General features: G+C 69.8%; 27 protein-coding genes. 19 read left to right on the top strand and 8 right to left on the bottom strand.

From position 1 onward, the window contains the following. Positions 1–21: 21 nt before the first annotated feature. Together PIR02_03100 and PIR02_03095 are read left to right on the top strand one after the other, a co-directional pair. The gene (locus tag PIR02_03100) at positions 22–2,793 is read left to right on the top strand and encodes a family 78 glycoside hydrolase catalytic domain (GenBank protein WZH37659.1); all 2,772 of its coding nucleotides are present in this window, start codon (positions 22–24) and stop codon (positions 2,791–2,793) included. A gap of 42 nt (positions 2,794–2,835) precedes the next feature. Further along, the gene (locus PIR02_03095; GenBank protein WZH37658.1) at positions 2,836–3,558 is read left to right on the top strand and encodes a hypothetical protein; all 723 of its coding nucleotides are present in this window, start codon (positions 2,836–2,838) and stop codon (positions 3,556–3,558) included. A 63-nt stretch (positions 3,559–3,621) separates the two neighbouring features. Here PIR02_03095 and PIR02_03090 read toward each other — a convergent pair whose 3' ends face one another. Further along, positions 3,622–3,978, bottom strand: coding sequence for a hypothetical protein (locus PIR02_03090; GenBank protein ID WZH37657.1), 357 nt, complete (start codon positions 3,976–3,978; stop codon positions 3,622–3,624). Between the two features lie 140 nt (positions 3,979–4,118). Here PIR02_03090 and PIR02_03085 point away from each other — a divergent pair, with 140 nt between their 5' ends. After that, the gene (locus PIR02_03085) at positions 4,119–4,796 is read left to right on the top strand and encodes a phosphatase PAP2 family protein (GenBank protein WZH37656.1); all 678 of its coding nucleotides are present in this window, start codon (positions 4,119–4,121) and stop codon (positions 4,794–4,796) included. 16 nt (positions 4,797–4,812) lie between these two features. Beyond that, positions 4,813–5,616 (top strand): DUF1206 domain-containing protein, encoded by an 804-nt coding sequence (locus PIR02_03080; protein ID WZH37655.1) that lies wholly within the window; start codon positions 4,813–4,815, stop codon positions 5,614–5,616. 13 nt (positions 5,617–5,629) lie between these two features. Here PIR02_03080 and PIR02_03075 read toward each other — a convergent pair whose 3' ends face one another. Continuing rightward, positions 5,630–6,253: a TetR/AcrR family transcriptional regulator C-terminal domain-containing protein gene (locus PIR02_03075; GenBank protein ID WZH37654.1), complete on the bottom strand. Its 624-nt coding sequence runs from the start codon at positions 6,251–6,253 to the stop codon at positions 5,630–5,632. A gap of 148 nt (positions 6,254–6,401) precedes the next feature. Here PIR02_03075 and PIR02_03070 point away from each other — a divergent pair, with 148 nt between their 5' ends. After that, positions 6,402–9,221, top strand: coding sequence for an aminotransferase class III-fold pyridoxal phosphate-dependent enzyme (locus PIR02_03070; protein WZH37653.1), 2,820 nt, complete (start codon positions 6,402–6,404; stop codon positions 9,219–9,221). 192 nt (positions 9,222–9,413) lie between these two features. Here PIR02_03070 and PIR02_03065 read toward each other — a convergent pair whose 3' ends face one another. Beyond that, a complete protein-coding gene (locus PIR02_03065; protein WZH37652.1) occupies positions 9,414–10,220 on the bottom strand; it encodes a DeoR/GlpR family DNA-binding transcription regulator in 807 nt (268 codons plus the stop codon). Between the two features lie 235 nt (positions 10,221–10,455). Between PIR02_03065 and PIR02_03060 the strand changes: the two genes are divergently transcribed. The 6 genes from PIR02_03060 (at position 10,456) to PIR02_03035 (ending at position 15,783) form a co-directional block, all read left to right on the top strand. Further along, complete coding sequence (locus tag PIR02_03060) at positions 10,456–11,502, top strand: sugar ABC transporter substrate-binding protein (GenBank protein WZH37651.1); 1,047 nt, start codon at positions 10,456–10,458, stop codon at positions 11,500–11,502. 3 nt (positions 11,503–11,505) lie between these two features. Further along, complete coding sequence (locus PIR02_03055) at positions 11,506–11,748, top strand: hypothetical protein (GenBank protein WZH37650.1); 243 nt, start codon at positions 11,506–11,508, stop codon at positions 11,746–11,748. A 73-nt stretch (positions 11,749–11,821) separates the two neighbouring features. Beyond that, positions 11,822–12,751, top strand: coding sequence for a sugar ABC transporter permease (locus tag PIR02_03050; GenBank protein WZH37649.1), 930 nt, complete (start codon positions 11,822–11,824; stop codon positions 12,749–12,751). Position 12,752: 1 nt separating this feature from the next. Beyond that, positions 12,753–13,625, top strand: a complete 873-nt coding sequence (locus tag PIR02_03045) for a carbohydrate ABC transporter permease (GenBank protein WZH37648.1) — start codon at positions 12,753–12,755, stop codon at positions 13,623–13,625. Between the two features lie 33 nt (positions 13,626–13,658). Next, entirely contained in the window at positions 13,659–14,522 is an 864-nt protein-coding gene (locus PIR02_03040) for a ketose-bisphosphate aldolase (GenBank protein WZH37647.1), read from the top strand. A gap of 19 nt (positions 14,523–14,541) precedes the next feature. Further along, positions 14,542–15,783, top strand: coding sequence for an ADP-dependent glucokinase/phosphofructokinase (locus PIR02_03035; GenBank protein ID WZH37646.1), 1,242 nt, complete (start codon positions 14,542–14,544; stop codon positions 15,781–15,783). A gap of 149 nt (positions 15,784–15,932) precedes the next feature. On the opposite strand, the gene PIR02_03030 is transcribed toward PIR02_03035, so the two are convergent. Then, positions 15,933–17,036: an FUSC family protein gene (locus tag PIR02_03030; GenBank protein ID WZH37645.1), complete on the bottom strand. Its 1,104-nt coding sequence runs from the start codon at positions 17,034–17,036 to the stop codon at positions 15,933–15,935. Positions 17,037–17,132: 96 nt separating this feature from the next. Then, positions 17,133–18,095 carry an alpha/beta fold hydrolase gene (locus PIR02_03025; protein WZH37644.1) on the bottom strand — a complete coding sequence of 321 codons (963 nt, stop codon included), beginning with the start codon at positions 18,093–18,095 and terminating at the stop codon, positions 17,133–17,135. Positions 18,096–18,174: 79 nt separating this feature from the next. Here PIR02_03025 and PIR02_03020 point away from each other — a divergent pair, with 79 nt between their 5' ends. Then, on the top strand, positions 18,175–18,414 hold the full coding sequence (locus PIR02_03020) for a DUF3072 domain-containing protein (protein ID WZH37643.1): 240 nt from the start codon (positions 18,175–18,177) through the stop codon (positions 18,412–18,414). A 29-nt stretch (positions 18,415–18,443) separates the two neighbouring features. On the opposite strand, the gene PIR02_03015 is transcribed toward PIR02_03020, so the two are convergent. Continuing rightward, on the bottom strand, positions 18,444–18,932 hold the full coding sequence (locus PIR02_03015) for a MarR family transcriptional regulator (GenBank protein WZH37642.1): 489 nt from the start codon (positions 18,930–18,932) through the stop codon (positions 18,444–18,446). Positions 18,933–19,070: 138 nt separating this feature from the next. Here PIR02_03015 and PIR02_03010 point away from each other — a divergent pair, with 138 nt between their 5' ends. Further along, entirely contained in the window at positions 19,071–19,619 is a 549-nt protein-coding gene (locus PIR02_03010; protein ID WZH37641.1) for a MarR family transcriptional regulator, read from the top strand. A gap of 10 nt (positions 19,620–19,629) precedes the next feature. Here the strand turns inward: PIR02_03010 and PIR02_03005 are convergent, their stop codons facing one another. Then, positions 19,630–19,947 (bottom strand): hypothetical protein, encoded by a 318-nt coding sequence (locus PIR02_03005; GenBank protein ID WZH37640.1) that lies wholly within the window; start codon positions 19,945–19,947, stop codon positions 19,630–19,632. A gap of 111 nt (positions 19,948–20,058) precedes the next feature. Between PIR02_03005 and PIR02_03000 the strand changes: the two genes are divergently transcribed. Continuing rightward, complete coding sequence (locus PIR02_03000) at positions 20,059–20,376, top strand: ATP-dependent DNA ligase (protein ID WZH37639.1); 318 nt, start codon at positions 20,059–20,061, stop codon at positions 20,374–20,376. 3 nt (positions 20,377–20,379) lie between these two features. On the opposite strand, the gene PIR02_02995 is transcribed toward PIR02_03000, so the two are convergent. Further along, positions 20,380–20,715, bottom strand: a complete 336-nt coding sequence (locus PIR02_02995; protein ID WZH37638.1) for a hypothetical protein — start codon at positions 20,713–20,715, stop codon at positions 20,380–20,382. Positions 20,716–20,835: 120 nt separating this feature from the next. Between PIR02_02995 and PIR02_02990 the strand changes: the two genes are divergently transcribed. From PIR02_02990 to PIR02_02970, 5 genes are all read left to right on the top strand, one after another. Further along, positions 20,836–20,976, top strand: coding sequence for a hypothetical protein (locus PIR02_02990; GenBank protein ID WZH37637.1), 141 nt, complete (start codon positions 20,836–20,838; stop codon positions 20,974–20,976). Between the two features lie 43 nt (positions 20,977–21,019). Further along, positions 21,020–21,697 (top strand): GTP pyrophosphokinase family protein, encoded by a 678-nt coding sequence (locus PIR02_02985; GenBank protein WZH37636.1) that lies wholly within the window; start codon positions 21,020–21,022, stop codon positions 21,695–21,697. 123 nt (positions 21,698–21,820) lie between these two features. Continuing rightward, entirely contained in the window at positions 21,821–22,792 is a 972-nt protein-coding gene (locus PIR02_02980; protein ID WZH37635.1) for a nucleoside hydrolase, read from the top strand. A 128-nt stretch (positions 22,793–22,920) separates the two neighbouring features. Next, positions 22,921–23,772, top strand: a complete 852-nt coding sequence (locus PIR02_02975; protein ID WZH37634.1) for a transposase — start codon at positions 22,921–22,923, stop codon at positions 23,770–23,772. Continuing rightward, positions 23,769–24,257, top strand: a complete 489-nt coding sequence (locus PIR02_02970; GenBank protein ID WZH37633.1) for a glutaminase — start codon at positions 23,769–23,771, stop codon at positions 24,255–24,257. Before PIR02_02975 ends, PIR02_02970 begins: the two co-directional genes overlap by 4 nt. Positions 24,258–24,281 lie beyond the last annotated feature (24 nt).

The raw sequence follows: 24,281 nt of genomic DNA, 5'->3' as shown, positions 1-24,281 counted from the left end.
CCCGGTCTTCGAAAGGACGTCATGAGCGCCCCCTCCCGTGTCGCGGGCCTGCGCGTCGGCCGCCGCCGCGACATCTCCGTCGCCTCCGAACCCCGCCCCCCGGTGTCGTGGCTGGTCGACGCCCCCGCGGGGTGGACGGCGACCCGCGCCCAGCTGCGCCTCGATGGGGGCGATGCGACCGAGGTGCGCCCCGACGGAGTGCTCGTCCCCTGGCCTTTCGCCGATCTCTCCGCCGGTGCGTGGCACGATCTGTCCGTCCGCGTGGCCGGTTCGGACGGCGAATGGATGCCATGGACCTCCTCGCTGCGCGTCGAAGCGGTGTTCTTCCCGGGGGCGTGGACCGCGCCGTTGCTCGGCATCGCCGACCCCGCGGTCGAGGCCGCTCCGTTCGCCCTCCGTCGCGAGGTCGAGGTCCCTTCCACGGTGGTTTCGGCTCGTCTCTGGGCGACCGCCCACGGGGTGTTCGACGCCGCCCTCGACGGCATCCCGGTCGATGACACCGTGCTCTCGCCCGGCTGGACGTCCTATCAGCACCGCCTGCCCCTCGCGACGGCCGAGGTGACCTCGCTCCTGCGGCCCGGGACGACGCAGGTGCTGTCGCTACGCGTCGCGGGCGGCTGGTTCACCGAGCGGTACGGCTTCGGGGCGACGGCCGCGCGCTTCTACGGTGACCAGGCGGCGGCGGGGGCCGTGCTGCGGTTGACGCACCACGACGGGCGTATCGACGAGATCGGCCCCGACGAGCGCTGGCGGCTCAGCCCGCGCACCGCGATCGTCGCGAGCGGTCTCTACGCCGGCGAGCACGTCGACTTCCGGCAAGAACAGCGCGGATGGCGGATGCCGGGATTCGACGACGCGTCGTGGGAGATGCCGGCGCGCACGGCGCCGCTGAGCATGCCGACGGTGCTCGACGTCGAGCCGGTGCGGCGGGTGCGCACGATCCGACGGATCCGGGAGACGCCGGCATCCCGTCCGGGTGTGGTGCTGCTCGACGTCGGCGAGAACATCGTCGGGCGGGTGCGCCTGGTCGCCGACGGTCCCGCCGGAACCGTCGTCACCGTCCGGCACGCCGAACTGCTCGAGGACGGCGAGCTCTGCGTGCGCCCCTTGCGCGCCGCTGCAGCGATCGACGAGTTCGTCCTCGACGGTGCGGGGGAGCGCACCTGCGAGGCCGCCTTCACGTTCCACGGATTCCGCTACGTCGAGATCTCCGGAGGCCGGATCGACCCCGCCGACGTCGAGGTCGACGTGCTCCGCAGCGATCTGCGACGCACCGGGTGGTTCTCCTGCTCCGACGAGCGGGTGAACCGTCTGCACGAGAACATCGTCCGCAGCTTCGAGGGCAACGCGCTCGCTCTGCCGACCGACTGCCCGCAGCGTGACGAACGCCTCGGGTGGACCGGCGATGCGCAGGTGTTCGCGCCCACCGCCGCGGTGCTCTTCGACACCGACGCGTTCTTCACCACCTGGCTCCGTGATCTCCGCGCCGAGCAGGCCGACCGCGGGGGACGCGTGCCCACGGTCGTCCCCGACACCCTCCGAGGTCTCGGTGACGTGATGGCCGCTGGATGGGGCGACGCCGTGACGGTCATCCCGGATGTGCTCGCCCGTCGTTCGGGCGACGCGGCGCTCGTGGCGGAGATGCTGCCCGCGATGCGCGCGTGGGTCGACGCCGTCGCGGCCGTCGCCGGACCGGAGCGTCTCTGGGAGACGGGCTTCCAGTACGGCGACTGGCTCGACCCGACCTCGATCCGTCCCGACAAGGCGAAGGCGGATGCCGGGCTCGTGGCGACGGCGTACTTCTTCCGTTCCGCCGATCTCGTCGCGCGCGCGAGCGAGACCGCCGAGGCCGCGCCGTACGCCGCGCTCGCCCGTGAGATCCGCGATGCCTTCCGCGCCGCCTACCTCACCCCCGCCGGGCGGCTGGCCTCCGATGCTCCGACCGCTTATGCCCTTGCCCTCGCCTTCGGTCTGGTGCCCGACGCCCTGCGCGCGGCGGCGGCCGACCGTCTGGCCTTCCTCCTGCGCGCCGGGGGGTATCGTATGGCGACGGGCTTTCTCGGAACCCCGGTCGTTCTGGATGCGCTCCTCGACCACGGCCACGAGGCTGCGGCCGAGAGCCTGCTCCTGCAGACCATGTGTCCGTCCTGGCTGTACCCGCTGTCACAGGATGCGACGACGATGTGGGAGAGATGGGATGCCGTCCGGCCCGACGGCACGCTGCACCCCTCCGGCATGACCTCGCTGAATCATTACGCCCTCGGCTCGGTGGGCGACGTGCTGCATCGGCGGGTCGCGGGGTTGTCGCTCGAGGGCGCCCGGCTTCACATTCGCCCGTGGTTCGTCGAGGCGCTGACCTGGGCGGAGGCCGCGCACGACACCGTCTTCGGGCGTGCTCGCGTGCGGTGGCAGCGGGTCGGGGAAGCGCTCGCCGTGGCGCTGACGGTTCCGCCCGGCACGACCGCGCGGGTCGACCTGGGGGATCGCGCTCCGTTCGAGGTGGCATCCGGTGACCACCGCTGGATGGTCGATGCGCCACTCGCGCCGGTGCGCCGCACGGTGGACGTCGACAGCGATCTCGCGGTCATCGCCGACACCCCCGGCGCGTGCGCCGCGGTCTCGCGCGCGATCGCCGCCCACTCCCTCGAGATGCAGGTCGAGTTCGACGCGTACGTCAGGTGGGTGCCGGGTCGGCGTCTCCGCGAAGAGCTCGCCGCGGTGGCGGCACCGGCTGCCGTGGTCGACGATGTCACGCGGGCGCTCAGCGCCGCCTCGTCGAGAGCGCTCGGTTAGGGTCGGCCTGTCGCGATGATCGCGACAAGGGGAGGGGTTCTCATGAACGAGCCGGCGGCCTGGTACGCACAAGGCGACGGACTTCGCTGGTGGGACGGTGCCCGGTGGACGGGGATGCGTGTCGAAGACGGAAAGCCGGGGGTGGACTGGATCACCGCCGACAACGCGGTGCCGCTGTTCGTCTCGAGTGCCTTGTTCTTCGTCGCGGGGGCCGTGCACCTCTTCCTCGTGGCGTTCAGCCCGGGTTACCTGCTGAGCGGTGCCCTGTTCGTCGCGCTCGCCCTGTTCTGGCTGTTCGGCGCGATGCACGTGCGACGCATCGCGAAGCTGCCCGCACCCGCGGGCGAAGCGGTCGTCATCGACTCCGTGCGCCCGCTGCCGGGCGAGCAGGAAGGACCGGGCGCGGGGTGGTTCCCCGTCTCGTCGACGGTGGGGCGCTGGTGGACGGGCACCCGCTGGTCGCAGTACACCTGGACGCGATCCGGCATCCGTCCGACCTTCCACGGAGCGCGCTCGATCCGCATCTTGCTGTGGATGGAGGGCACCTTCATCGCCGTGGGCGCCCTCGCTCTCATCGTCGGGATCGCGATCGTCAACGCGGCCACCGACCCGACCGCGACCGGAACCGGGGTCGTGGTGATCGTCGCGGGATCCGTCTCGCTGGTGATCGGACTGCTCTTCCTGGCGATGTCGCCGATCTCGAAGCGTCCCCTGGTGGTCCCCTCGTCACCGCCCGCGCCGGTCTCGACGCCGCCCTCCGCCTGAGAGGAGGGTGCGGGCACCTCGTGGCACCGTCGGCGCGGGTCGTCGGCGGGCCGTCGCCTGTCGTCAGCCGCGAGGTCCGGCGGCGAGCAGCAGTTCTCGGTGGAGCTTTTCCAGGTCTTTGCGGCCCTGACCCCAGTCGATGACCGTGAACGAGACGGCCGGGACCCACGCCGACGTGACGTGCACGCTGTCGTCCCCGGCCGACGTGAATCCGAGGGTCAGAACTCCTCCCCACGCCCGCCAGCTCACACGAGTCAACAAGGTCGCGCCATCGGCCGACGCGTTGATCAGACGAAAGCGGCCACCGCGTTCGGCAACGGTTCGTACGGCGTCGACGACGTGTTCGGCAGACCCGGGGAGATCGAACGTCGCTGCGCTCCGCGTTCCCACCCGTGTCACCTGCAGTTCGGATTTGTTCATACCCACCCCTTGCTTCCTGCCGACGATAGCGACTGAAGAGCCGTCCCGCGGCGATTGGTGCGGCTTCGGCATCGGCATCGGCATGCGTGCGCGGATGCAATCCCTGCCGTCGCGGTATCCGGTGCTGGCACGATTCCAGAATGGATGCCACTCCCACCGACGCCGCGATCTCGCCGGCGGTCGAACCGGACGCGCGCCGTGCGGTCGCTCTGGTCGTCGCCGTCGCGGCCACCGTCGCCTTCGTCGCCCTGCGCCTCGCCGTGGCGCTGAACGGCCACACCGCCCTCGACGTCGACGTGTGGTGGGATGACGCGATGGCGGCGATCGCCACCCCCGTCGGTGTGATCGTCGCCTGGGTCCCGGCGATCGTCGGCGGAACGATCGGCATGATCGTGATCGGGGTGGCGACGACGATCGTCTTCGCCGTGCGGCGACGCCCGTGGGACGCTCTGACCGTGGGAGGATCCATCGCCCTCGTCGTCGCGATCGGCGCGCCGATGGCGGCGATCATCGCGCGTCAGCGACCGACCGACTCGCTCGCCGAAACGATGGCGACGTCGTTCCCCTCGGGGCACACGGCGGTGGCGACGACCATCGCGGTCGTGCTGGGTCTCATCCTGCGTCGGCGGTGGGTGTGGATCGCGGGCGTGGTGTGGGTGCTGCTGATGATGTGGAGCCGGACCTACCTGCACGCCCACTGGCTGTCGGACGTCGTCGCCGGGGCGCTCGAGGGCCTCGCGGTCTCGACGTTCGTGTGGGCGCTCATCCAAGTGCTCCGCGAGCGCCGAGCGCAACGCCTCGCCGCGAGAGACGCGTGAAGGCTACGGTTCCCCGATGACGACTCCTTCGGCCGCCGCGGACAAGGCGCAGGACTCCACCGCTTTCGAGGTCGCCGCTCGCGCGGGTTACGTGGTGCTGGGCCTCCTGCACCTGCTCATCGGCGCCATCGCGGTCTCGCTCGCCACCGGCGCGGGAGGGGGCAGCGCCGACCAGAGCGGCGCCCTCCAGCAGGTGGCGCAGGCCCCGGCGGGCATCGTGCTGCTGTGGGTGATCGTGATCGGGCTGGCGGCGCTGGCGGTCTGGCAGATCGCCGAGGCGATCGTCGAGCAGGACCCGGATGCCAAGAAGCGCTGGGCGCATCGTGCGAAGTACGTCGGCACCGCGGTCGCGTACGCGGCGATCGCCGTCACCGCACTGACCCTCGCGCTCGGCGGCAGCTCGAGCTCGTCGCAGTCGTCGCAGACGATGTCGGCACAGCTGCTGTCGAACCCGGCCGGTGTCGTGCTGCTCGTCGTCATCGGCCTCGGCGTCGCGGCGGTGGGTGTCGCCTTCGTGGTGCGCGGGTTCACGAAGGCCTTCGAGAAGCACATGTCGCTTCCCGGTGGAGCGGCGGGGCGCGGCATCCGGACCTTCGGGGTGGTCGGCTACATCGCGAAGGGCGTGGCCGTCGGGGTGGCCGGCATCCTGTTCGTGGTCGCCGCGCTGACCCACGATCCCTCGGCTGCGGGGGGACTCGACTCCGCGCTGCGCTCGCTCGCGGGGCTGCCGTTCGGGCAGGTCGTGCTCTGGCTCGTGGCTGCAGGCCTCATCGTCTACGGCCTCTTCTGCTTCGCTCGCGCGCGCTACGCCCACATGTGAGGCGTCGGCGCCCTCAGGTCCGGGGCCGCGCTCCGGCGATCAACAGCGTCAGGCCGAGTTCGAACGCGCGCGTGGCGACCGGATCGGCGGGGTCGTGGTGCTCGAGCGTGGCGAACGCCGCGGCGAAGCGGGGAACGGTCTCCTCCTGACCGGTGGGGTCGAACATCACGCTCGGTCCCGACATGTCGAGCACGCTGCCGATGATGAACGACTCGAACGCCGTCAACAACGGCAGGACATCGTCGCTCGTCCAGCCGACGCGTTCGGCGGCGCGCGCGAAGTCCTCGTACTGCGACATCAGCCGGGGCACGGACGACCGGTGCGACATCAGCAGCGGAATGGTCTGGGGATGCCGGCGGAAGGCCTCGCGGTACGAACGCGCCCACAGCGCAAGTCCCTCTTCCCATTCGCGCTCGCGCAGGGGCGTGGAATCGATCCGTGCCGACACGAGCGCGCGAACGTCTTCGATGAGCGCGGCGAGATTCGGAACGTGGTTGTACAGCGACGTCGGGTGCACCCCGAGGCGCTCGGCCACGCGACGGATGCTCGCGCCCTCGCTGCCGTCGCGATCGATGAGCGCCAGGGCAGCGCGCGCGATCGATTCGCGAGAGAGCTTGGGGCGTGGCGGCCGGGGCACGAGGGGGCCTTTCGGTCGGGTCCGACCACGTTACGCGATGCGCGCGGCGCAGATTCAGGACGTTCTCCTCGCGATCCTAAAACCTACGCTGTATGTTTCTCAGCACACCGTCCGTTCTCCCGCCGCCCCGCGCCTCAGGAAGCCCCACATGACCTTGTTCGACTACTTCGCCCACGGCGAGCTGCCGACTCCGACCCTGCCGACCGACGAGGCCTGCGCGTTGATGCGCGATGTCTACGGCGTCGACGTCGATCTCCGCTCCCTCGGCAGCCAGCAGGACCAGAACTTCCTCGTCACACGCGCCGGCGACGCCGACCCCCTCGGGGTGCTGAAGATCAGCAACCCGGTGTTCAGCGAGTCCGAGATCGAGATGCAGGATGCCGCGGCCGCCGCCGTCGCACGTGCCGAGCCGTCGCTGCGGATCCCCGAGATCGTGGACGGCCCCCGCGGGGCGATGTCGGGGTGGTGGGAAACGTCTCAGGGACGCGTGCACGCCCGCGTCATCTCGTTCGTCGGAGGGAAGACGCTGACCGGCTCGGCATACCTGTCGCCGCGCGTGGTCGAGCGACTCGGTGAGCTGTCGGCCGCGGTCAGCGTCGCCCTCGCGGGCGAGACGCACCCCGCGTCGGGGCGCGTACTGCAGTGGGATCTGCGCCACGCCGAGCGTGTGATCGCCGAGATCGCCGAGACCGAGCCGGATGCGCAGGTCCGCGCTTTCGCGGAGGAGACCGCCGAGCGTGCGCTCGCCGCCCTCGCGCCGGTCGCCGCGGCGCTGCCCCGTCAGCTGGGGCACTTCGACGTGACCGACGACAACGTGCTCCGCCCGCTCGGCGTCCAGACCGTGCCCGACGCCGTGATCGACTTCGGCGACGTCGTCGACTCCTGGGCGGTGGGCGAGATCGCCGTGACCGTCTCGTCGGTGCTGCACCACGCCGGAGCGTCGTACCGCACGACGCTTCCCGCGATCGTGGCGTTCGATCGTCGCCGCCCGCTCTCCGACGACGAGATCACCGCGCTCTGGCCTCTCGTGGTGCTGCGCGGGGTGGTGCTGGTGTTGAGCGGTCGCCAGCAGGTACGCCTCGACGACGCGAACGACTATGCCAGCGGTGCGCTCGATCGGGAGTTCGCGATCCTCCGACGGGCCGCGTCGGTGCCGATCCCGGTGGCGACCGCACGCATCCGTCATGCGCTCGGCCGTCCCGCCGCGGCCGCGCCGGAGTGGTCCGGTGCCGCGCTGCTTCCCGCGCCCGAGCGGGCGGTGATCCTGGATGCCGGGACGCTGTCGCCCCGCGCCGACGAGGGCGCATGGCTTGACGCCGACGCCGTCGAGCGCGCGGCACAGCGGCTGCTGGACGACGGCGCGGACGCGGTCGTCCTCCCGGCGCTGCGGCCGGTCCTCCTCGGCGCCCCCGCGCGCACCCCCGGCGTGCCTGCCACCGTGCCGACGGCCGCGGCGGTCTGGTTCGCCGAGCCGTCGTCGCTGGATGCCCCCGCAGGACTGATCGTCCGCCGCGACGGCGAGTCCGTGAGCGGAGTGGTCCCCGCGCGCGAACGCGTCGATGTCCTCCTCACGACGCTCGAGCCGGCTGAGGTACCCGCCGCCATCGCGGCCGACGACCTCCCGGGCTGGCGGGCCGTCGTCGGCGACGCCACGAAAGCCCTCGGCGTGAACGCGCCGCTCGACCGCGAGGACGACCTCCTGGACCGTCGGGAGGCCGTCGTCGCCGAGGTGCAGGAGCATTACTACGCGCGTCCGCCGCGCATCGAGCGCGGCTGGCGCGAGTACCTCGCCGACATCGACGGTCGCGTCTACCTCGACATGGTCAACAACGTCGCCTCGGTGGGGCACGCGCACCCGCGCATCGCCGCCGCCGTGGCGCGGCAGACACGCCTGCTCAACACGAACTCGCGCTTCCACTACGCCGCGATCACGCGGTACGCCGAGCGTCTGGCATTCACTCTCCCGGACGAGCTCGACACGGTCTTCTTCGTCAACTCCGGGTCGGAGGCGGTCGACCTCGCGATCCGCCTCGCCCTGGCTGCCACCGAGCGTCGTGACCTCGTCGCCATGGCCGAGGCGTACCACGGGTGGACGTACGCGAGCGATGCGGTCTCGACGTCGATCGCCGACAACCCGAACGCGCTTGCGACGCGCCCTGACTGGGTGCACACCGTCGACGCCGCCAACTCCTATCGCGGTCGGCATCGGGGAGCGGATGCCGTGGCCTACGCGCCCGAGGCGTCGGCGCGGCTGCGCGCGCTCGCCGCCGAGGGCCACCTGCCCGCGGCGTTCCTGAGCGAGACCTTCTACGGCAACGCCGGTGGCGTCGCCCTGCCGGACGGCTACCTCCGTGAGGTGTACGCCACCGTGCGCGAACTGGGCGGACTCGCGGTCGCCGACGAAGTGCAAGTCGGCTTCGGTCGTCTCGGTTCGTGGTTCTGGGGCTTTCAGCAGCAGGGAGTGGTTCCCGACGTCGTCGCGGTCGCCAAATCCATCGGGGCGGGCTTCCCTCTCGGCGCGGTCGTCACGCGCCGCGAGATCGCCGACCGCTATCGCACGCAGGGATACTTCTTCTCCTCCACCGGCGGGTCACCGCTGTCGTCGGTGGTCGGCCTGACCGTGCTCGACATCATCGACGACGAGCACCTGCAGGAGAACGCCCGCATCGTCGGCGCACACCTCAGAGCGCGTCTCGAGGCGCTGGGGGAGCGGCATCCGATCATCGGCACCGTGCACGGCGCGGGCCTCTATCTCGGCCTGGAGTTCGTGCGCGATCGCGAAGAGGTCACCCCCGCGACGGAGGAGACCGCGGCGATCTGCGACCGACTCCTCGAGCTCGGCGTCATCATGCAACCCACCGGCGATCATCAGAACGTCCTGAAGATCAAGCCGCCCCTGTGCCTCACTCAGGAGTCGGCCGACTACTTCGTCGACATGCTCGATCGGGTCCTGTCCACCGGTTACTGACGCGCGCGATCGCATCACCAGAACAGGGGATGCCACCGGAACAGGCCCGGGTGTGCGGATCCGCCCTGTTCTCGGCGTACGCCCTGTTGTGGTGGCGTGACGGGACTCGGGCGGCGCGAGCGCACGCGGACGGACGCCTCGAGAAGTCGACCCCCTTGGCGGGCGCGATCTCGTCGCCGGGATCGGCCCTCGTCAGGGGGTGATGACCGTCACGCCGGCTTCGGCGAGCGCGGCCGCCAACTCGGGGGAAGGGGGCGCGTCGGTGATGAGGTAGTCGGCTTTCTCGAGCGGGGCGACCTGGGCGAAGAGGCGGCGGTCGAGTTTGGTCGAGTCGGCGAGGATCGCCGTGCGGTCGGCACGCTGGATCATCTCGCTCATCATCGTCGCGTCGCCGAGATTGCTGGTCGAGAAGCCCGAGGCATCCACCGCTCCGACGGCGATGAGGGCGTAGTCGCATCGGATGTCGACCTCGGGGGTATGCGAGTTCATCGCCAGCGTCACCGGACCCGTCGTCGCCTGTGTGATCGTGCGCACCGCGCCGCCGAAGATGTAGAGGTCGCGGAAGACGGTGGGCGAGATCTCCGCCGGGATGCGGAGGTTGTTCGTCGCGATCGTGAGGTTGCGGTGGTTGCGCAGCGCACGTGCCACGGCAAGGGTCGTCGTCCCCGCGTTGAGCATCAGCACGGACCCGTCTTCGATCAGGTCTGCGGCCAGGGTGGCGATCCGCTCCTTCTCCGCGATCTGCATCTGCAGGCGGACGTCGAGGCCACGATCGCGACCGGGCACCGACATCGCACTCACCGCTCCGCCATGCGTACGCACGACGATGCCCTCCCGATCGAGCTGATCGAGATCACGCCGCACGGTGTCGATCGAGACGCCGAAATGCGACGCGAGATCGACGACCGTGACCTGTCCGGATTCGGCGACGTAAGCCGCCAGCTCGGCCTTGCGCCCCGCCGGGAGTCGGCGCTTGCTCGGGGCAGTGAGTCCGTCCATGCGGTCATCTCTAGCACAGTGCGCCCTCTCGGGTCCGCTCGATTCACGAGAAAACGGCAAAGAACCGCAGCAAAGACGCTCCTTTCGCCGCTTCAGATGCAGATGAGTGCCGAATTCATCACGAATTTGCATCGAACGCTTGACCGACCTCTGCAACTGCGCGCATACTCATGCTGAAAGCAGCAAGAACGCGCAGAACAGCGCGAAATACAGCAGATCTCAATGAGGAGAAACGATGGACAACAGCGGGCACCGGCGTCGGAACGCCATCAAGCTCGTCGGTGTCGCAGCAGCGGCCACGACCCTCCTGGCGATGGCGGGGTGCTCGTCGAACAGCGCGGGAACCTCCGCCGACGGAGACGTCACGATCGAGTTCGCCCAGTGGTGGGAGCCCGAACTGGGCGACGGCCAGTTCCGCGGACTGATGGACCAGTTCGAGCAGGAGAACCCCGGCATCACCGTCGATCTGGTCAGCGGTCCCTACGCCTCGACCAAGGAGCAGCTGTTCGCCGGCGCCGCGTCCGGCACCATGCCCGACGTCGTCGGCCTCGACGGGGCCTGGGTCAGCGACTTCGTCAAGCAGGGTGTCATCGCCGATCTGTCCGAGCTCATGAGCTCGTCGGGGTACGACGACAGCCAACTCGCCAGCCAGATCCAGGTCGACGGCAGCACGTACATGATCCCGGTCGTCAACTTCGTGTACCCGATGTTCACGAATGACGCGCTCCTCGCTCAGGCGGGTGTCAGCGCGCCCCCGTCGACGCGCACCGAGTTCGCGGACGCCGCCAAGAAGATCAAGGCCCTCGGCACCGATGCCTCGGGCTGGGTGCTGCCGCTCTCCCTCGAGGCTCCGAACGGCGTGCAGAACGACGTCATGTCGTGGGTGTGGGCCTCCGGCGGCTCGATGTTGAAGGACGGCCAGCCCGACCTGACGAACGACGACGTCGCCTCGGCGACCGACTACATCCAGCAGCTCTGGGACGACGGGGTCATCGCCCCCGGATCCTTCACGATGAAGGAGCAGGACAAGGTCGAGGAGTTCACCAACGGCCGCGTCGGCATGATGATCGACTCGCTCGCGCACATCAACCTCATCCGCGAGTCCAACCCCGACCTGAAATTCTCGATCTCTGCGATCCCCGCCCAGGACGGCTTCTCGGGCGAGCGTGGCATCCCCTACGCCTCGTGGGGCATCGGCGTCGCCGAGAACTCGGAACACAAGGACACCGCGTTCAAGCTCGTCCAGTTCCTGATGGGGAAAGACGTCAACAGCGAGCTGTAGACCATGGCGAAGGCCTTCCCGGGAAACACCGAGTCGGTGCCGACCTTCGTCGAGGACGACGCGCTGTTCACGACCGCGTTCGACATCTACAAGGCCGGCTACCCCGCCAACGAGTTCACCGGTCTCCCCGTCGCCGAGGAGCTCATGCGCCAGTTCGGCACGCAGTTCCAGTCCGCCCTCGACGGACAGCAGTCGATGAGCGACGCGCTGAAGAAGACGCAGGACGAATGGACGTCGGAGTTCTGATCCGACCCCGATCCGGGATGCCGCACCGCCCCCACCCGCGGTGCGGCATCCCGCTCAGCGAAAGCCGCACACCATGACCATGCGCACCCTCACTCCCCCCGACACCGAGGTGATCGTCACCGGGCGACCGGCCTCCCGACGCACTCGGCAGCTCCGCAAGGCCGGCGAGGCCTACGTTTTCCTCTCCCCGACGCTGATCCTGCTCTTCGTCCTGATGATCGTGCCGATCGTGATGGTGATCGGGTACTCGTTCCAGGACAACGTCATCCTGAACAAGAGCCCCGAGATCGTCGGCGTCGACAACTACGTCGCGATCCTCACCGACCCGGGCTTCTGGAAGGCGACGGGCAACACCCTCTTCTTCACGGTCACGAGTGTCGCCGCCCACCTCGTGCTCGGCCTGTCGTTCGCGATGCTGCTGAACAGCCGACTCATCGGCGCCGTGCCGCGCGCGATCTTCCGCGGCCTCTACGTGCTGCCGTGGCTGTTCACCGTCGCCGTCATCGCGGTGCTGTGGCGCATGCTCCTCGCCCCCAACGGCATCGTGAACTTCCTCTTGAACACGAACATCGAGTGGCTCGCGTCGCCGCAGCTGGCCCTGGGCACCGTCACCTTCATCAACATCTGGGCCGGCTACCCCTTCTTCATGGTCAGCCTGCTCGCCGGGCTCCAGGGCATCCCGAGCGATCTCTACGAGGCGGCGACCGTCGACGGCGCCAGCCCCGTGCAGCGCTTCTGGAACGTCACCATCCCACAGCTGCGTCCGATCATCGTCAGCCTCGTGCTGCTCGACCTGATCTGGACCTCGCAGCAGTTCGCGCTCATCTGGCTGACCACCGGCGGCGGTCCGATCGACGTCACCGAGATGCTCAGCACCTTCACCTACAAGCTCGCGTTCGCGACCTACGACTTCTCGATGGCATCCACCTCGGCGGTGCTGGTGCTGGCGATGTCGATGATCATCGCGGTGCTCTACGTCCGCCATCAGAAGGCGAGGGACTGACATGGCCCTGACCACTCCCGCCCGCCCGCGTGTCACCCGTACCGTCACGCGTCGCCGCCTCGCCCAGGCCGGCGTGCTCATCGGCCTCCTGATCGGCGCGGTCTTCGCCGCCGGCCCCGTGCTGTGGATGCTGTCGAGCTCGTTCAAGTCGAACACGCAGATCTTCGAGCTGCCGCCGCGCCTGATCACCGACACCTTCTCGTTCGACGCGTACGTCGCGATCTTCACCAACCCCGAGACGGTGCGCTTCTTCATCAACAGCTACGTCGTGGCGGGTGCGGTGACCATCCTCACGCTGCTCATCGCCATCCAGGCGGCGTACGCGTTCAGCCGCTTCGAGTTCCGCGGCAAGCGCGTCGTCAACGTCATCATCGTCAGCGTCCAGGCGGTACCGCCGATCACGCTGCTGATCCCGTACTTCGGACTCATGGTCGGGCTCGGGCTCTACAACACCTACCCGGGCCTGATCTTCACCTACATGGTGTTCACGCTGCCCTACGCGATCATCATGATGACCGGGTACTTCAACACCCTGCCGAAAGAGCTCGACGAGGCCGTCCGCGTCGACGGCGCCGGCTCCTTCACCGCGCTGTGGCGCGTGCTCGTGCCCATCTCCCTCCCCGGGATCGTGTCGGTGGGCATCTACACGTTCATGATCGCGTGGAACGAGTTCCTCTTCGCGCTGACGCTGACGCGCACCATCGACATGCGCACCGTGCCGATCGGCATCCAGCTGCTCATGGGCCAGCACTCCTACGAGTGGAACCAGATCATGGCGATGAGCATCCTCGGCTCGATCCCCGTGCTGGTGCTCTTCCTCTTCTTCCAGCGCTTCTTCATCAGCGGCCTGACGGCCGGCTCGGTGAAGAGCTAAGCCACCCGACCCCACCCAACAAGGAGAATCTCCGTGCTCTACACCGGCAAGTCCATCCTCGACGTGGCGAACTCCCACAGCTTCGCCATCCCGGCCTTCAACATCAGCGACTGGGCGATGTTCACCGGGATCATGGACATCAGCGAAGAGAAGTCCGCTCCGGTCATCATCGCCATCCACCCCGACGAGGTCTCGCACATCACCACCGATCTGATCCCCGCGATGCACGCCCGCGCGCACCGCTCGAGCGTGCCCGTCGCGATCCACTGGGACCACGGCGGAACGTACGAGCAGATCGTCCAGGCCATCCAGGCCGGTTTCACCTCGGTCATGATCGACGCCTCGCTCGAGCCTTTCGAGCAGAACGTCGCCCTGACCCGCAAGGTGGTCGAGGCCGCGCACGCCGTCGGCGTGCAGGTCGAGGGTGAGCTCGGCACGATCGGCGCGAACGACAGCTACGGCGAATCGGGCGCCGCGGAGATCATCTACACCAACGTCGACGACGCGGTGCGCTTCGTCGAGCAGACCGGCGTGGACAGCCTCGCGATCGCCATCGGCACTTCGCACGGGCTGTACCCCTCGGACAAGAACCCCGAGCTGCGCCACGACCTGCTCGAGCAGATCAAAGCCGCCGTCGGCATCCCGCTCGTGCTGCACGGCGGATCGAGCAACCCGGATGCCGAGCTCGCCCGCGCCGTGTCGCTCGGCATCAACAAGATCAACATCTCCAGCGACATCAAGGTGGCCTACCACGACCGTATGCGCGAGGTGCTCGGCACCGACCGGCGCCTGCGCGAGCCCAACGCGATCCAGCCCGAGCCGATCGCCGCGATGAAGGTCACCGCGGCCGAGAAGATCGACCTGTTCGGCGCCGCCGGCAAGGCCGACCTCTACTGAGCGGACGGAGACCGACGTCATGGCGGAAGACCTCGTCCTCGGGCTCGGCGGAACCGTCGACTACGAGATCCGGTGGGATGCCGAGGTGCTCTCTGCCCTGGCCGCGGAATACGGCATCCGCTTCGATGAGCTGACCACCACGACGCCGATCATCGACGAGCGCGCGCTCGTCCTCACGGTGCTCGCCTTCCTCGCCACGGGCGGGGGAGGCGAGCGCTTCGTCCTGTCGTCGGAGATCGTCGAGCGCTTCGCGGCGCACTTCGACGTCGAGATCACCCTCGGGGGAACCGGCGTGCGAGCGGGTATCGCTCTCGATCGCATCGGTGTGCCGACCGTGCAGCACCTCGTCAGCATCGATGACAACGTGCGCCGCCTGCTGCCGCGGTCGATGCGGGTCGTGTCGTCGGCGACGCACGACACGCTCGATCCGCACCTCATCGTGCAGTACCCCGAGGGCACGACCGTTCGGCTCGTCGACGCCGCGGTGACCGCTCCGGCATCCAATCGGCTCATCTTCGCCAACGACGCCCCCAACCGCGAGATGGCGATCGCCGCCGACCTGGGCGACGCCCTCGCCGGGGCATCGGCGTTCTTGGTGTCGGGGTTCAACACGATGCAGGATGCCGACCTCCTCGCGCGGCGTCTCGACGATCTCGTCGCCGCCATGGAGCGTCTGCCGGCGACGGCTCTCGTCTACTACGAGGACGCGGGCTTCTATCAGCGCGCCCTGTCGGCTCTGGTGCGGGAGCGGCTGCTCGACCGCATCGACGTGTACGGGATGAACGAGGACGAACTGCAGGAGTACCTCGGGCGCACTATCGACCTGCTCTCACCCGACGAGATCGTGCGGGCGCTGGCGGACGTCCACGCGGTGATTCCCGCGCGGGCCCTCGTCGTGCACACCACGTACTGGGCGATCGCGGTCGGCCCCGGTGCCGCTGCTCACCGCGTCGCGCTCGAGAGCGCGGTACGCACGGCCGCGACCCGCTACCGCCTCGGCGACGCGTGCACCGCCGCCGACCTCGACGACACGGCGCGGCTTCCCCGGCACGCGGGTGGGGCGGCCGTGGTCGCGGCGGCGGAGACGGAGCTCGGCGCGACAGGGGTGCCCGCTCATGTCGTCGACACCGCGCGCCCCACGACCATCGGCCTCGGCGACACGTTCGTCGGCGGCTTCCTCGCGGCGGTTCCGGCGGCGGCGCGCGTCGCGACCGCGGCACCACTCGAGCGCGCGCTCGATTCCGTGAGCCCGGCGTCGTGATGTCCTCGCCTCCGGCCGCACCCCCGAGCCTGGTGAGCGGAGGATGAGGGGGCGGCGGAGGACCGTGGGGCTCCCGGCATCCTCCCCTCGTCCCTCGTCCTCCGCCGATCACGCGGTGCCCGCGCCACGACTGCCGTCACGCGAGACCCTCAGCGCGTCGCCGTCTCCGCATCCGGATCGGCGAACGGTCCGCACGCGCCGATCACCCGGCGTAGGCTCACCGCCGCCTCCCACGCGTCGAGCGGCTCTTCGTGCGCCTCGAGGGAACGCAAGCGGTCGGTGTACCCGACGAGTGCCTGCTCGGCTTCGCGCAGTTGCGTGGTGGTGGCCTCGGGCTCGGGCGGCGTCGTCACCAGGTGCGACACGGTGTCGATGGCCCGCGCGAGCGCGCGTCGGGTGTCGTCGGGGAGATGGGCGTCCGCGTACGTGCCCGCGGTGAGGCGCGACAGCGCCGCGGACAGTTCGCGCGTGGCGTCGGCGGTCCCGGTCAGAGCGTCCAGACGACGGCGGTTCAGGTCGCGGGGCGCCTGCAGGCGTCGACCACGGGGGTTGTAGCGCCGGCTCTCGTCGGCGAGCTCGACCTCGTCGCGGACCTCGGCGAGAGTGCGCATCAGCCCCGCTGCCGCCGCGTCGGCCGCCTCGGGGTCGAAGTCGTGGCCGGCGAGGGAGTCCGCGATGCGATGCAGGGCCGCGCCGAGGTCGTCGCGCAGCTGGGAGAGCCGGTCGTCTGCACGCTCGACTCGCAGGGGAGGGACGACGATGAGGTTCACCACGACCCCGACCAGTACCCCGAACGCCATGGTGAACAGGTACGACGACGAGTATCCGTCGGGGTCGGCGCCGCCGAGCAGGAGGACGAACAGGCCCGCGATCGCCACCCAGTCGCGCCCGACGCCGAGCGCACGCACACCGGCGAGCAGCACCCCGATGAGGATGACGACGGCGACCGCGACGATCCGCGGAACACCCGACCCGACCACCGCGAGACTGCCGAGACCGAGAGCGATGCCGAGAGCGAGCCCGACGACGGCCTGCACCCCGCTCGACGCGGAGCGCGCGACCGTGGGGTACATGCTGACCAACACGCCGAGCGGCGCGTAGTACGAGTACTCGCTCTGCGCGAACGGCACGAACGGTGCGAGGTACCAGGCGAGGGCGGCCGCGGCCGCGGTCTTGGCCGCGAGCAGCAGGCGGTCGGCCGTGACGGCGTCGCGCCACCACCGCCGCGGGTCCAGCGAGGGGGGAAGCCTCATGAGCGGGTCAGGCGGGGGTGGATCGACACGTTTCCATGGTCGGCGCCGATCCGGATTCGGTCGCGGGGGTTGCCGAGCGGATCTGTGCGCGGTACCTCACCCGCGGCGGTACGCCTCCCAGAGCACGCGCGTGTGGCGGGCCTTGGCGCGCTCGACGCCCGTCTCGTCCTGACGCAGGGCGCTGATCCATTCCGCCGCGCGATTCGCCACCGCCCCGATCACCATGCGCAGATCCGCGTGGCGCGCCGGGGGGACGGCGGCCTCGGACGCCGTCATCCGACCCTTCGCGGCGAGCTCGTCGCGCACGTGGCGCAGGGTGAGGCGGGCGACGCCGACCGCGTGGCTGTTGACGACGCAGTGTGCGGCGCCCTCGATCTCCCATCTCCGCGCCGCTCGCGCGCGGGCGACCAGCCGCGAATGCAGGCGGCGGGGTGAGGGCCTGTCGAACTCGCCGCGGATGAGCAGGAGCGATGCATGACCCTCGCCGATGCGATCCGAGATGCGGTAGCGCAGCATGTGCGGCAGAGCCTCGAAGAAGTAGAGGAACCCGCACAGCAGGTACGCCGACACGGCGAGCAGGGCGATGTGCACGGACTCGCGCACCGTCGACTGCACGAACCGCACGCCCTGGACGACGGCGCCGGCCTCGGCCTCGTCGACGACAGGACTCACCAGGACCGCGTGCGACAGGTCGGGGCGGCGCGCGAGCACCTCGGTCACCACCTGCGTCCCCATGGAGTGTCCGATGAGGACCGGGTCCTCGAGACCGTAGTGCTCGAGCACGCCCATGACCTGCTCGGCGAAGAACGCGGCCGTCGGCTGTTCTCCGGATGCCGGGACCCCGCCGAACCCCGGGAGATCGAGCGCATAGACCTCGCCCTCGGCCGCCAGCAGAGGGGCGAGGAACTCGAAGTAGGTCGAGGCCACCCCGATCCCCGCGATCAGGACGAACGCGCGCGAAGAATCGGCTTCCGTCGACACCCGCGTCACCCGCGTGCGGGCAGCTCCGCGCCGGTACGTCTCGACGTGGACGTCGGCGGGCGGCGGGTCTTTCGTCATCGATCCAGGATGCCGTACCCGGCTGGGGGCTCTGTCAATCCCGGGGCGGGTGTCGGATACCCCGCCTAGCCTCGGGCGCATGAGCGATTCCTCCCGTGAAGAAGAAACCCTGGGTGCCGTCCGCGAGGGCGAGAACCCTGCCGAGAAAGACCCGTCGGACTGGGTCACCGGCGACGAGCCGATGACAGCCCCGCAGCGCAGCTACCTCGACACGCTCGCCCGTGAGGCGGGGGAGGAGATCCCCGCCGACCTCACCAAGGCCGAGGCGTCCGAGCAGATCGACCGCCTGCAGTCCGAGACCGGTCGTTCCTCGAGCTGACGTCTCCGCGTCCCGTTCGGGCTGAGCGATCAGTGCGAACGGGACGCCGCGTCGTCGACGCTGATGCCGTCGACGTGCTGCTTCTCGACGCGTGCGATCTCGTCGAGGAAGTCGGCCACGACCCGGCGTTCGGCGGCGCCGAGCCGGGAAGCGGCCTCGGCGACGGAGGCCCGACGCACCGACAGGATGCGGCGCGCGGACGACTCGGGATCGATGGTGGCCCGGACGACGATCGAGCGGCGATCGCCCGGGTACGGCTCACGTTCGACCCAGCCCGCCTCCGTGAGGCGGTCGATGAGGGCGGTGGTCGCGGCCGAGGAGATCCCCAGCATCTCGGCGAGCATGCGGGGGGTCACGGGGTCGTCGTCTTCGCTGCGCTCGAGGAGGAACCGCAGCACCTTCGCGTCGTTGGGACCGATGCCGAGGGAGTGCAGAGCCGCCCGCTCGGAGATCGCGCTCGAGTCGGTGAGGTCGCTGAGGGCCTTCACCACGTCGTCAGCGGTGGCTGTACGCCTCATGTCACCTCCCGGCAGATCCTCGACGAGCTAGTCTCTTCGTTCCCTATCAAGTAGACAGCCGATGTAATCTCCCATGTTACCCGTCTGCGATGCGCAGCGGCAGGGGCCTGAGCGGTGAGCCTGTCATAGGATGCCGAAGTGGAAACCGGATCGCCGTCGTCGCGCTACTGGTACGGCGCGACCGAGGAGGACCGGCGGCGTCGCGCCGTCGAGGTCCTCCAGGCGTTCCGCGTGTACCGCGCCGCCGAGGTCGCCATGCGCCGACGGACGCGCGAGGCGATGTCGATGGGCGAGAACGACCTCCTCGTCCTGCGCTATCTGCTCCGCGCCGCGGGGCAGGACCGTCACGTCTCACCGTCCGAGCTGACGCGGTATCTGGGCGTCTCGACGGCGTCCACGACAGCGATCATCGATCGCCTCGAGAAGTCGGGACACGTCACGCGCGTGCCCCACCCCACCGACCGCCGGAGCATCCGCATCGTGGCGACCGCCGCGAGCGACGAAGAGGTGCGCGCGACCCTCGGCACGATGCACCGCCGCATGATGGCGGCCGTGGCCGACATGACGCCCGAGGAGTGTGACGTCGTCATCGCCTGTCTGGGGCGCCTGCAGGACGCGGTCGATCAGGTCGACCCGCACGCCTCCTCCGACGAAGACGAGCAGGCCGACGCGGGAGCGACGGTCTAGGCCCCGCCGCTCACGGCTTCGAACCGTCGACCCCGGGCTCGGGGACGATCAGCAGACCCCCCGACGAGTTCGCCGAGTTCGCCAGCTCTTCCACCCATGCGCGGCTCAGCAGCGCCGGCTCCGGCTCGTCGAAGACGAAGCGCAGGGGGATGGAGGGGTGGAGCCAGACCGTACTGCGTCCGACCTCTTCGCCGGGACCGTGCGTCCACGACAGCGTGAAGCTCTCTCCGCGGCGGAGTTTGGTGGCGATGACGACCTTGACGTGCGCCAGCGTGCGGTCTTCCATGTCGATCGGCGTCGCGACGTCGCCGTAGTAGAGGGTTCCCACACGGAAACGGTAGTGGGGTCGATCGGGCTTCGTCCCGGGGGTTGCCTCCGACCCCGCAGCCGTGGCACGCGGCGAGCGGGGAAGCTGTGTTCCTCGGATAGGCTCAACCCCATGGGCAGATTCATCTACGACACCGTGGCCAATGCCGTCGATATCGATGACCGCACGCTGGCTCACCTGCGCATCGTCGTGATGAACAAGTTGCGTCGCTCGGAATCGTTCATGTTCGACGTCGAGGTCGGCGACGGCAGCGGGCGCCGCAGCTTCTGGATGCACCCGTCGGTGCCGATCCAGTTCCACTTCTACGGCAGTCGTCAGCCGCGGATCAATCGTGTGTGGGTCGAAGACCTCATGCTCGCGGCCTCAGGCCCGAACGGCCTCGCGATCACGCCGGAGCCCTCCGAAGACAGCCTCCCCGAAGAGGGCTGAGAGTCAGCGGGCGGTCGTATCGCTCGACGCGTCGTGCGTGGGAGTGACGTCTTCCGCGACGAGCATGATCCCGCCGGACGAGTTCGCGGACTCCGAAAGGCGCTCGATCCATTCCCGGCTGAGTCTCGCGGGCTCGGCGCTCTCGAAGACGAAACGCAACGGGATCGCGGGGTGCAGCCACAGCGTGCTGCGGCCTCGGGGCTCGTCGTCGGGATGCCTCCACGACAGGGTGAAGCTCTCACCCCGGCGGAGTTTGGTGGAAATGACGACCTTCAGGTGCGCGAGGGCGCGGTCCTCGATGTGAACGGTCGTCCCGCTGCCGTAAAAGATCGTCCCCATGACTCCAGACTAACCGGGCGGCTCCGCGGGCGATACGACGCGTGTCCCAGAGTGTCAAGCCACCCGTGACGCCCACCGGCTCCTGCCACCGTAGACGTACCCCCACGGAAGGAGTGAGCCGTGAACGACCGTCATCCCCCGTTTCCGATCGAACCGTCCGACGACTCCGCGGATCTGCCGAGCGTGTTCGACGGACTGGTGGGCATCGACGTCGTGGACGGTGAACTCGTCCCGCGTGAGACGAAGCCGCGCGGGGAGTGAGCCTCACAGCGGCTTCGTAGACGCGCTCGCTACCGTCGACCCCATGGCCGACCCGCTGGACGAACAGCAGATCACGGTGTCGAGTTCGGCATTGCGAGCCATGCGTGACGAGTTCCAGCGCTTCCTGATGGAGTACCGCTTCGGTCTCGCCGAGGTCGACACGAAGATCGCGATCCTGCGCGAAGAGTTTCAGGAGATGCACGATTACAACCCGATCGAGCACGTCTCCAGCCGCGTCAAGACCCCCGACAGCCTCGTCGACAAGGTTCGCCGCAAAGGCATCGACACCGACTTCGACTCGATCCGCGCCGCCATCACCGACATCGCGGGCATCCGGGTGACGTGCAGCTTCATCGACGACGCGTACCGCCTGTCCGATCTGCTCACCCAGCAGGATGACATCACCGTGCGCGACGTGAAGGACTACATCGCGACGCCCAAGGCCAACGGCTACAAGAGCCTCCACGTCATCGTCGAGGTTCCCGTCTTCCTGTCGACGGGGCGGGTGCAGGTACCGGTCGAGGTGCAGTTCCGCACGATCGCCATGGACTTCTGGGCGAGCCTCGAGCACAAGATCTACTACAAGTACGACCGCCTCGTGCCGGCGGAGCTGCTCGATCAGTTGAAGGACGCCGCCGACACCGCGGCCGAGCTGGACACGCGCATGGAGCGCCTCCACCGCGAGATCCGCGGCTCGCGCCCCGGCGTCGTCGCCATCTGAGGCTCGATCGCCGATCATGGGCGTGCGGAGGCCGACGCGGGACCGGCCCTGAGCGGGACGGTGACGCTCCGACCGACGTCCCGTTCCCTTCCCGGGCGGGCCTTCGACACGCGAGGACGACCCGTGCGCTCACCCCACCTCATCATCGACACCGACACCGCGGCCGACGACTGCGTCGCTCTGCTGATCGGCCTCCTCGACCCGGAGGCGACGCTGGAGGCCATCACCATGGTGGCGGGCAACATCGGCTTCGATCAGCAGGTGCGCAACGCGTTCCTGACGCTGAACGTCGCGGGCAGGCTCGGTCAGGTCCCCGTCCACCTCGGCGCCACGCGACCGATGATGCGCGAGTGGGTCTCCGCCGAGGAGGTCCACGGCGACGGCGCCGGCGGGTTGACGATGGACGTCGCCGACTGCGAGCCGTCGCCCGAGCACGCCGTCGACGCGCTCCTCCGCCTCACGGCGGCGCACCCCGGCGAGGTCGACGTCGTCGCGATCGGCCCCCTCACCAACATCGCGCTCGCCGTGCTCACCGATCCCTCGTTCGCGACCCGCGTGCGGTCCCTGGTGATCATGGGCGGATCCAACAACGCGCGCGGCAACATCACGGCCGCCGCGGAGTACAACTTCTACGTCGACCCCGAGGCCGCGCGCATCGTGTTCGGGGCGGGATTCGACATCACCGTCGTCCCGTGGGCGCCGCTCACCGTGCGCGATGCGGTGTTCGACCGCGAGACGTACGCGCGGATCGCGGAGATCGACACGCCCCTCGCACGCTTCTTCCACCGGGTCAACCAGGCCACCCTGGATTTCGACGAGTCGGTGGGCCTGCCGGGAGCCACCCACCCGGATTCGCTGTCGGCGGCCGTCCTCCTGCACCCCGAGCTCGTCCTCGCGTCGGCTCGCTACAACGTGCAGATCGAGACGGCTTCCGAGCTCACCCGGGGGTACTCGGCCATGTCGTGGGGCGTCCATGGTCTCGACGCCAACGCCACGGTGATCGAGAGCGTCGACGCCGCCGCGTTCGAGCGCTACCTGCTCGGCCTGCTGGCGATCGACACCACCGTGGACCGCGACGTCCAGGGCGGGGTGTAGGCCCTGTCGTTCGAGTCCGTTCACGAATCGTGTGATCGGGACAGGAACAGACGTCAGCGACATCGCCTCGCCGGGGTGACGCGCGAGGGACGGGTCCCGCGGCGTCCTCCTCGCGCCACAATGGATCCATGAGCGCCGACGATGCCCGCCTCGACGAGGTCGCCGCCGAGCTCTACCGGCATCCGCCCGCGACCTTCACGGCGCAGCGGAACGCGCGCGCCGGAGAGGCCGGGGGAGACCTCGGCCGGCGCATCGCGCGGCTGCGCAAGCACACCGCCGCCGCGTGGGCCGTCAACCTCCTCCTCCACGACGGGCAGCTCGGCGAGGCGCTCGAGCTCTCGGCCGCGCTGCGCGAGGCCCAGGAGGATCTGGATGCCGAGGAGCTCACACGCCTCGGCAAGCAGCGGCGTCAGGTGGTGGCAGCCTTGGCGCGGCGCGCCGGCGACCTCGCGGCATCCGCCGGGACCCCGTTGAGCGCCGCGATGTCGGATGCCGTGGAGAAGACGGTGAACGCCGCCGTCGTCGATGCTGCCGCGGCCGCCGCCGTGCTGACCGGTCGGTTGGTCTCGCCGATCGACCTCGCCGACCTCGACGGTGACGCGCTGGGCTCCGCGGTGGCGGGCAGCCTGCCGGAGGCCGTGCCGTCAGCGGCCCCGCGAGACGATCTCGCCGCCCGCCGGGCGCGCAAGGCCGCCGAGCGCGCGGTGCGCGAAGCGGAACGGGCCCGGCTCGAGGCCGAGCGTGAGGCCGGGGCCGCCGAGAAGCGTCTGGCGACGGCGCGTGAGCGCGCGGACCGGGCGCACGAGCGGGTGGAAGGTCTGCGCGCCGAGCTCGCCCGGGCCGAGGCCGAGGCGGGAGAGGCCGATCGCGCCGTCGAGGAGCGCGAGCGTGAGAAGCAGGATGCCGTCGCCGCCACCAGATCCGCACAGCGCACCGTCGACCGCGCCGAGGCCGCCCGCACGGAGGGAACCACCGCATGAGCGCCGAGACGCCGACCGCCCTCTTCGCCGCAGCCCGCGCACGTCTCGCGGAGGCGCCGCGCGAAAGACTGGGCGAGCTGCAGGAGGGGCGCCGGATGCTCGGCATCCCGCGCGCCCCCCGCATCGTGGCACGGGGGACCGCGTGGCACCTCGGGGTGCTGCTGCTCACCGACGACGCCGTGTTGTCGACGGGCGACATCGTGCGCTCGCGCGCCGAGGTGCGGCGGGGGTTCGCTGCCGAATCGCAGCGCCGTCGGGCGGAGCTCGCCGCCGCGGCCGCGCGGGGAGGTGTTCCCGAGGGGGAGACGGTGCACATCGAGTGGCATCCGATCGACCTGTCCGCGCTCGACGAGCGCAGCGCCCCGGTCGCCGTCCGCGGGGGAGAGGCGGTGGTCCGCTGGAGCGCGGCCGGAGGGTACATGTCGTTGGCGCGCTACCTCGATGAGCGCGTCGAGCTTCTGCAGCACCCGCCCGAGCGCGCTTAGTCGGAGCCGCGTCGGGTGTCAACA

The organism is Microbacterium enclense, assembly GCA_038182865.1.
Lineage (GTDB): Bacteria > Actinomycetota > Actinomycetes > Actinomycetales > Microbacteriaceae > Microbacterium > Microbacterium enclense_B.
This window is presented reverse-complemented; position numbering and strand designations above follow the sequence as displayed.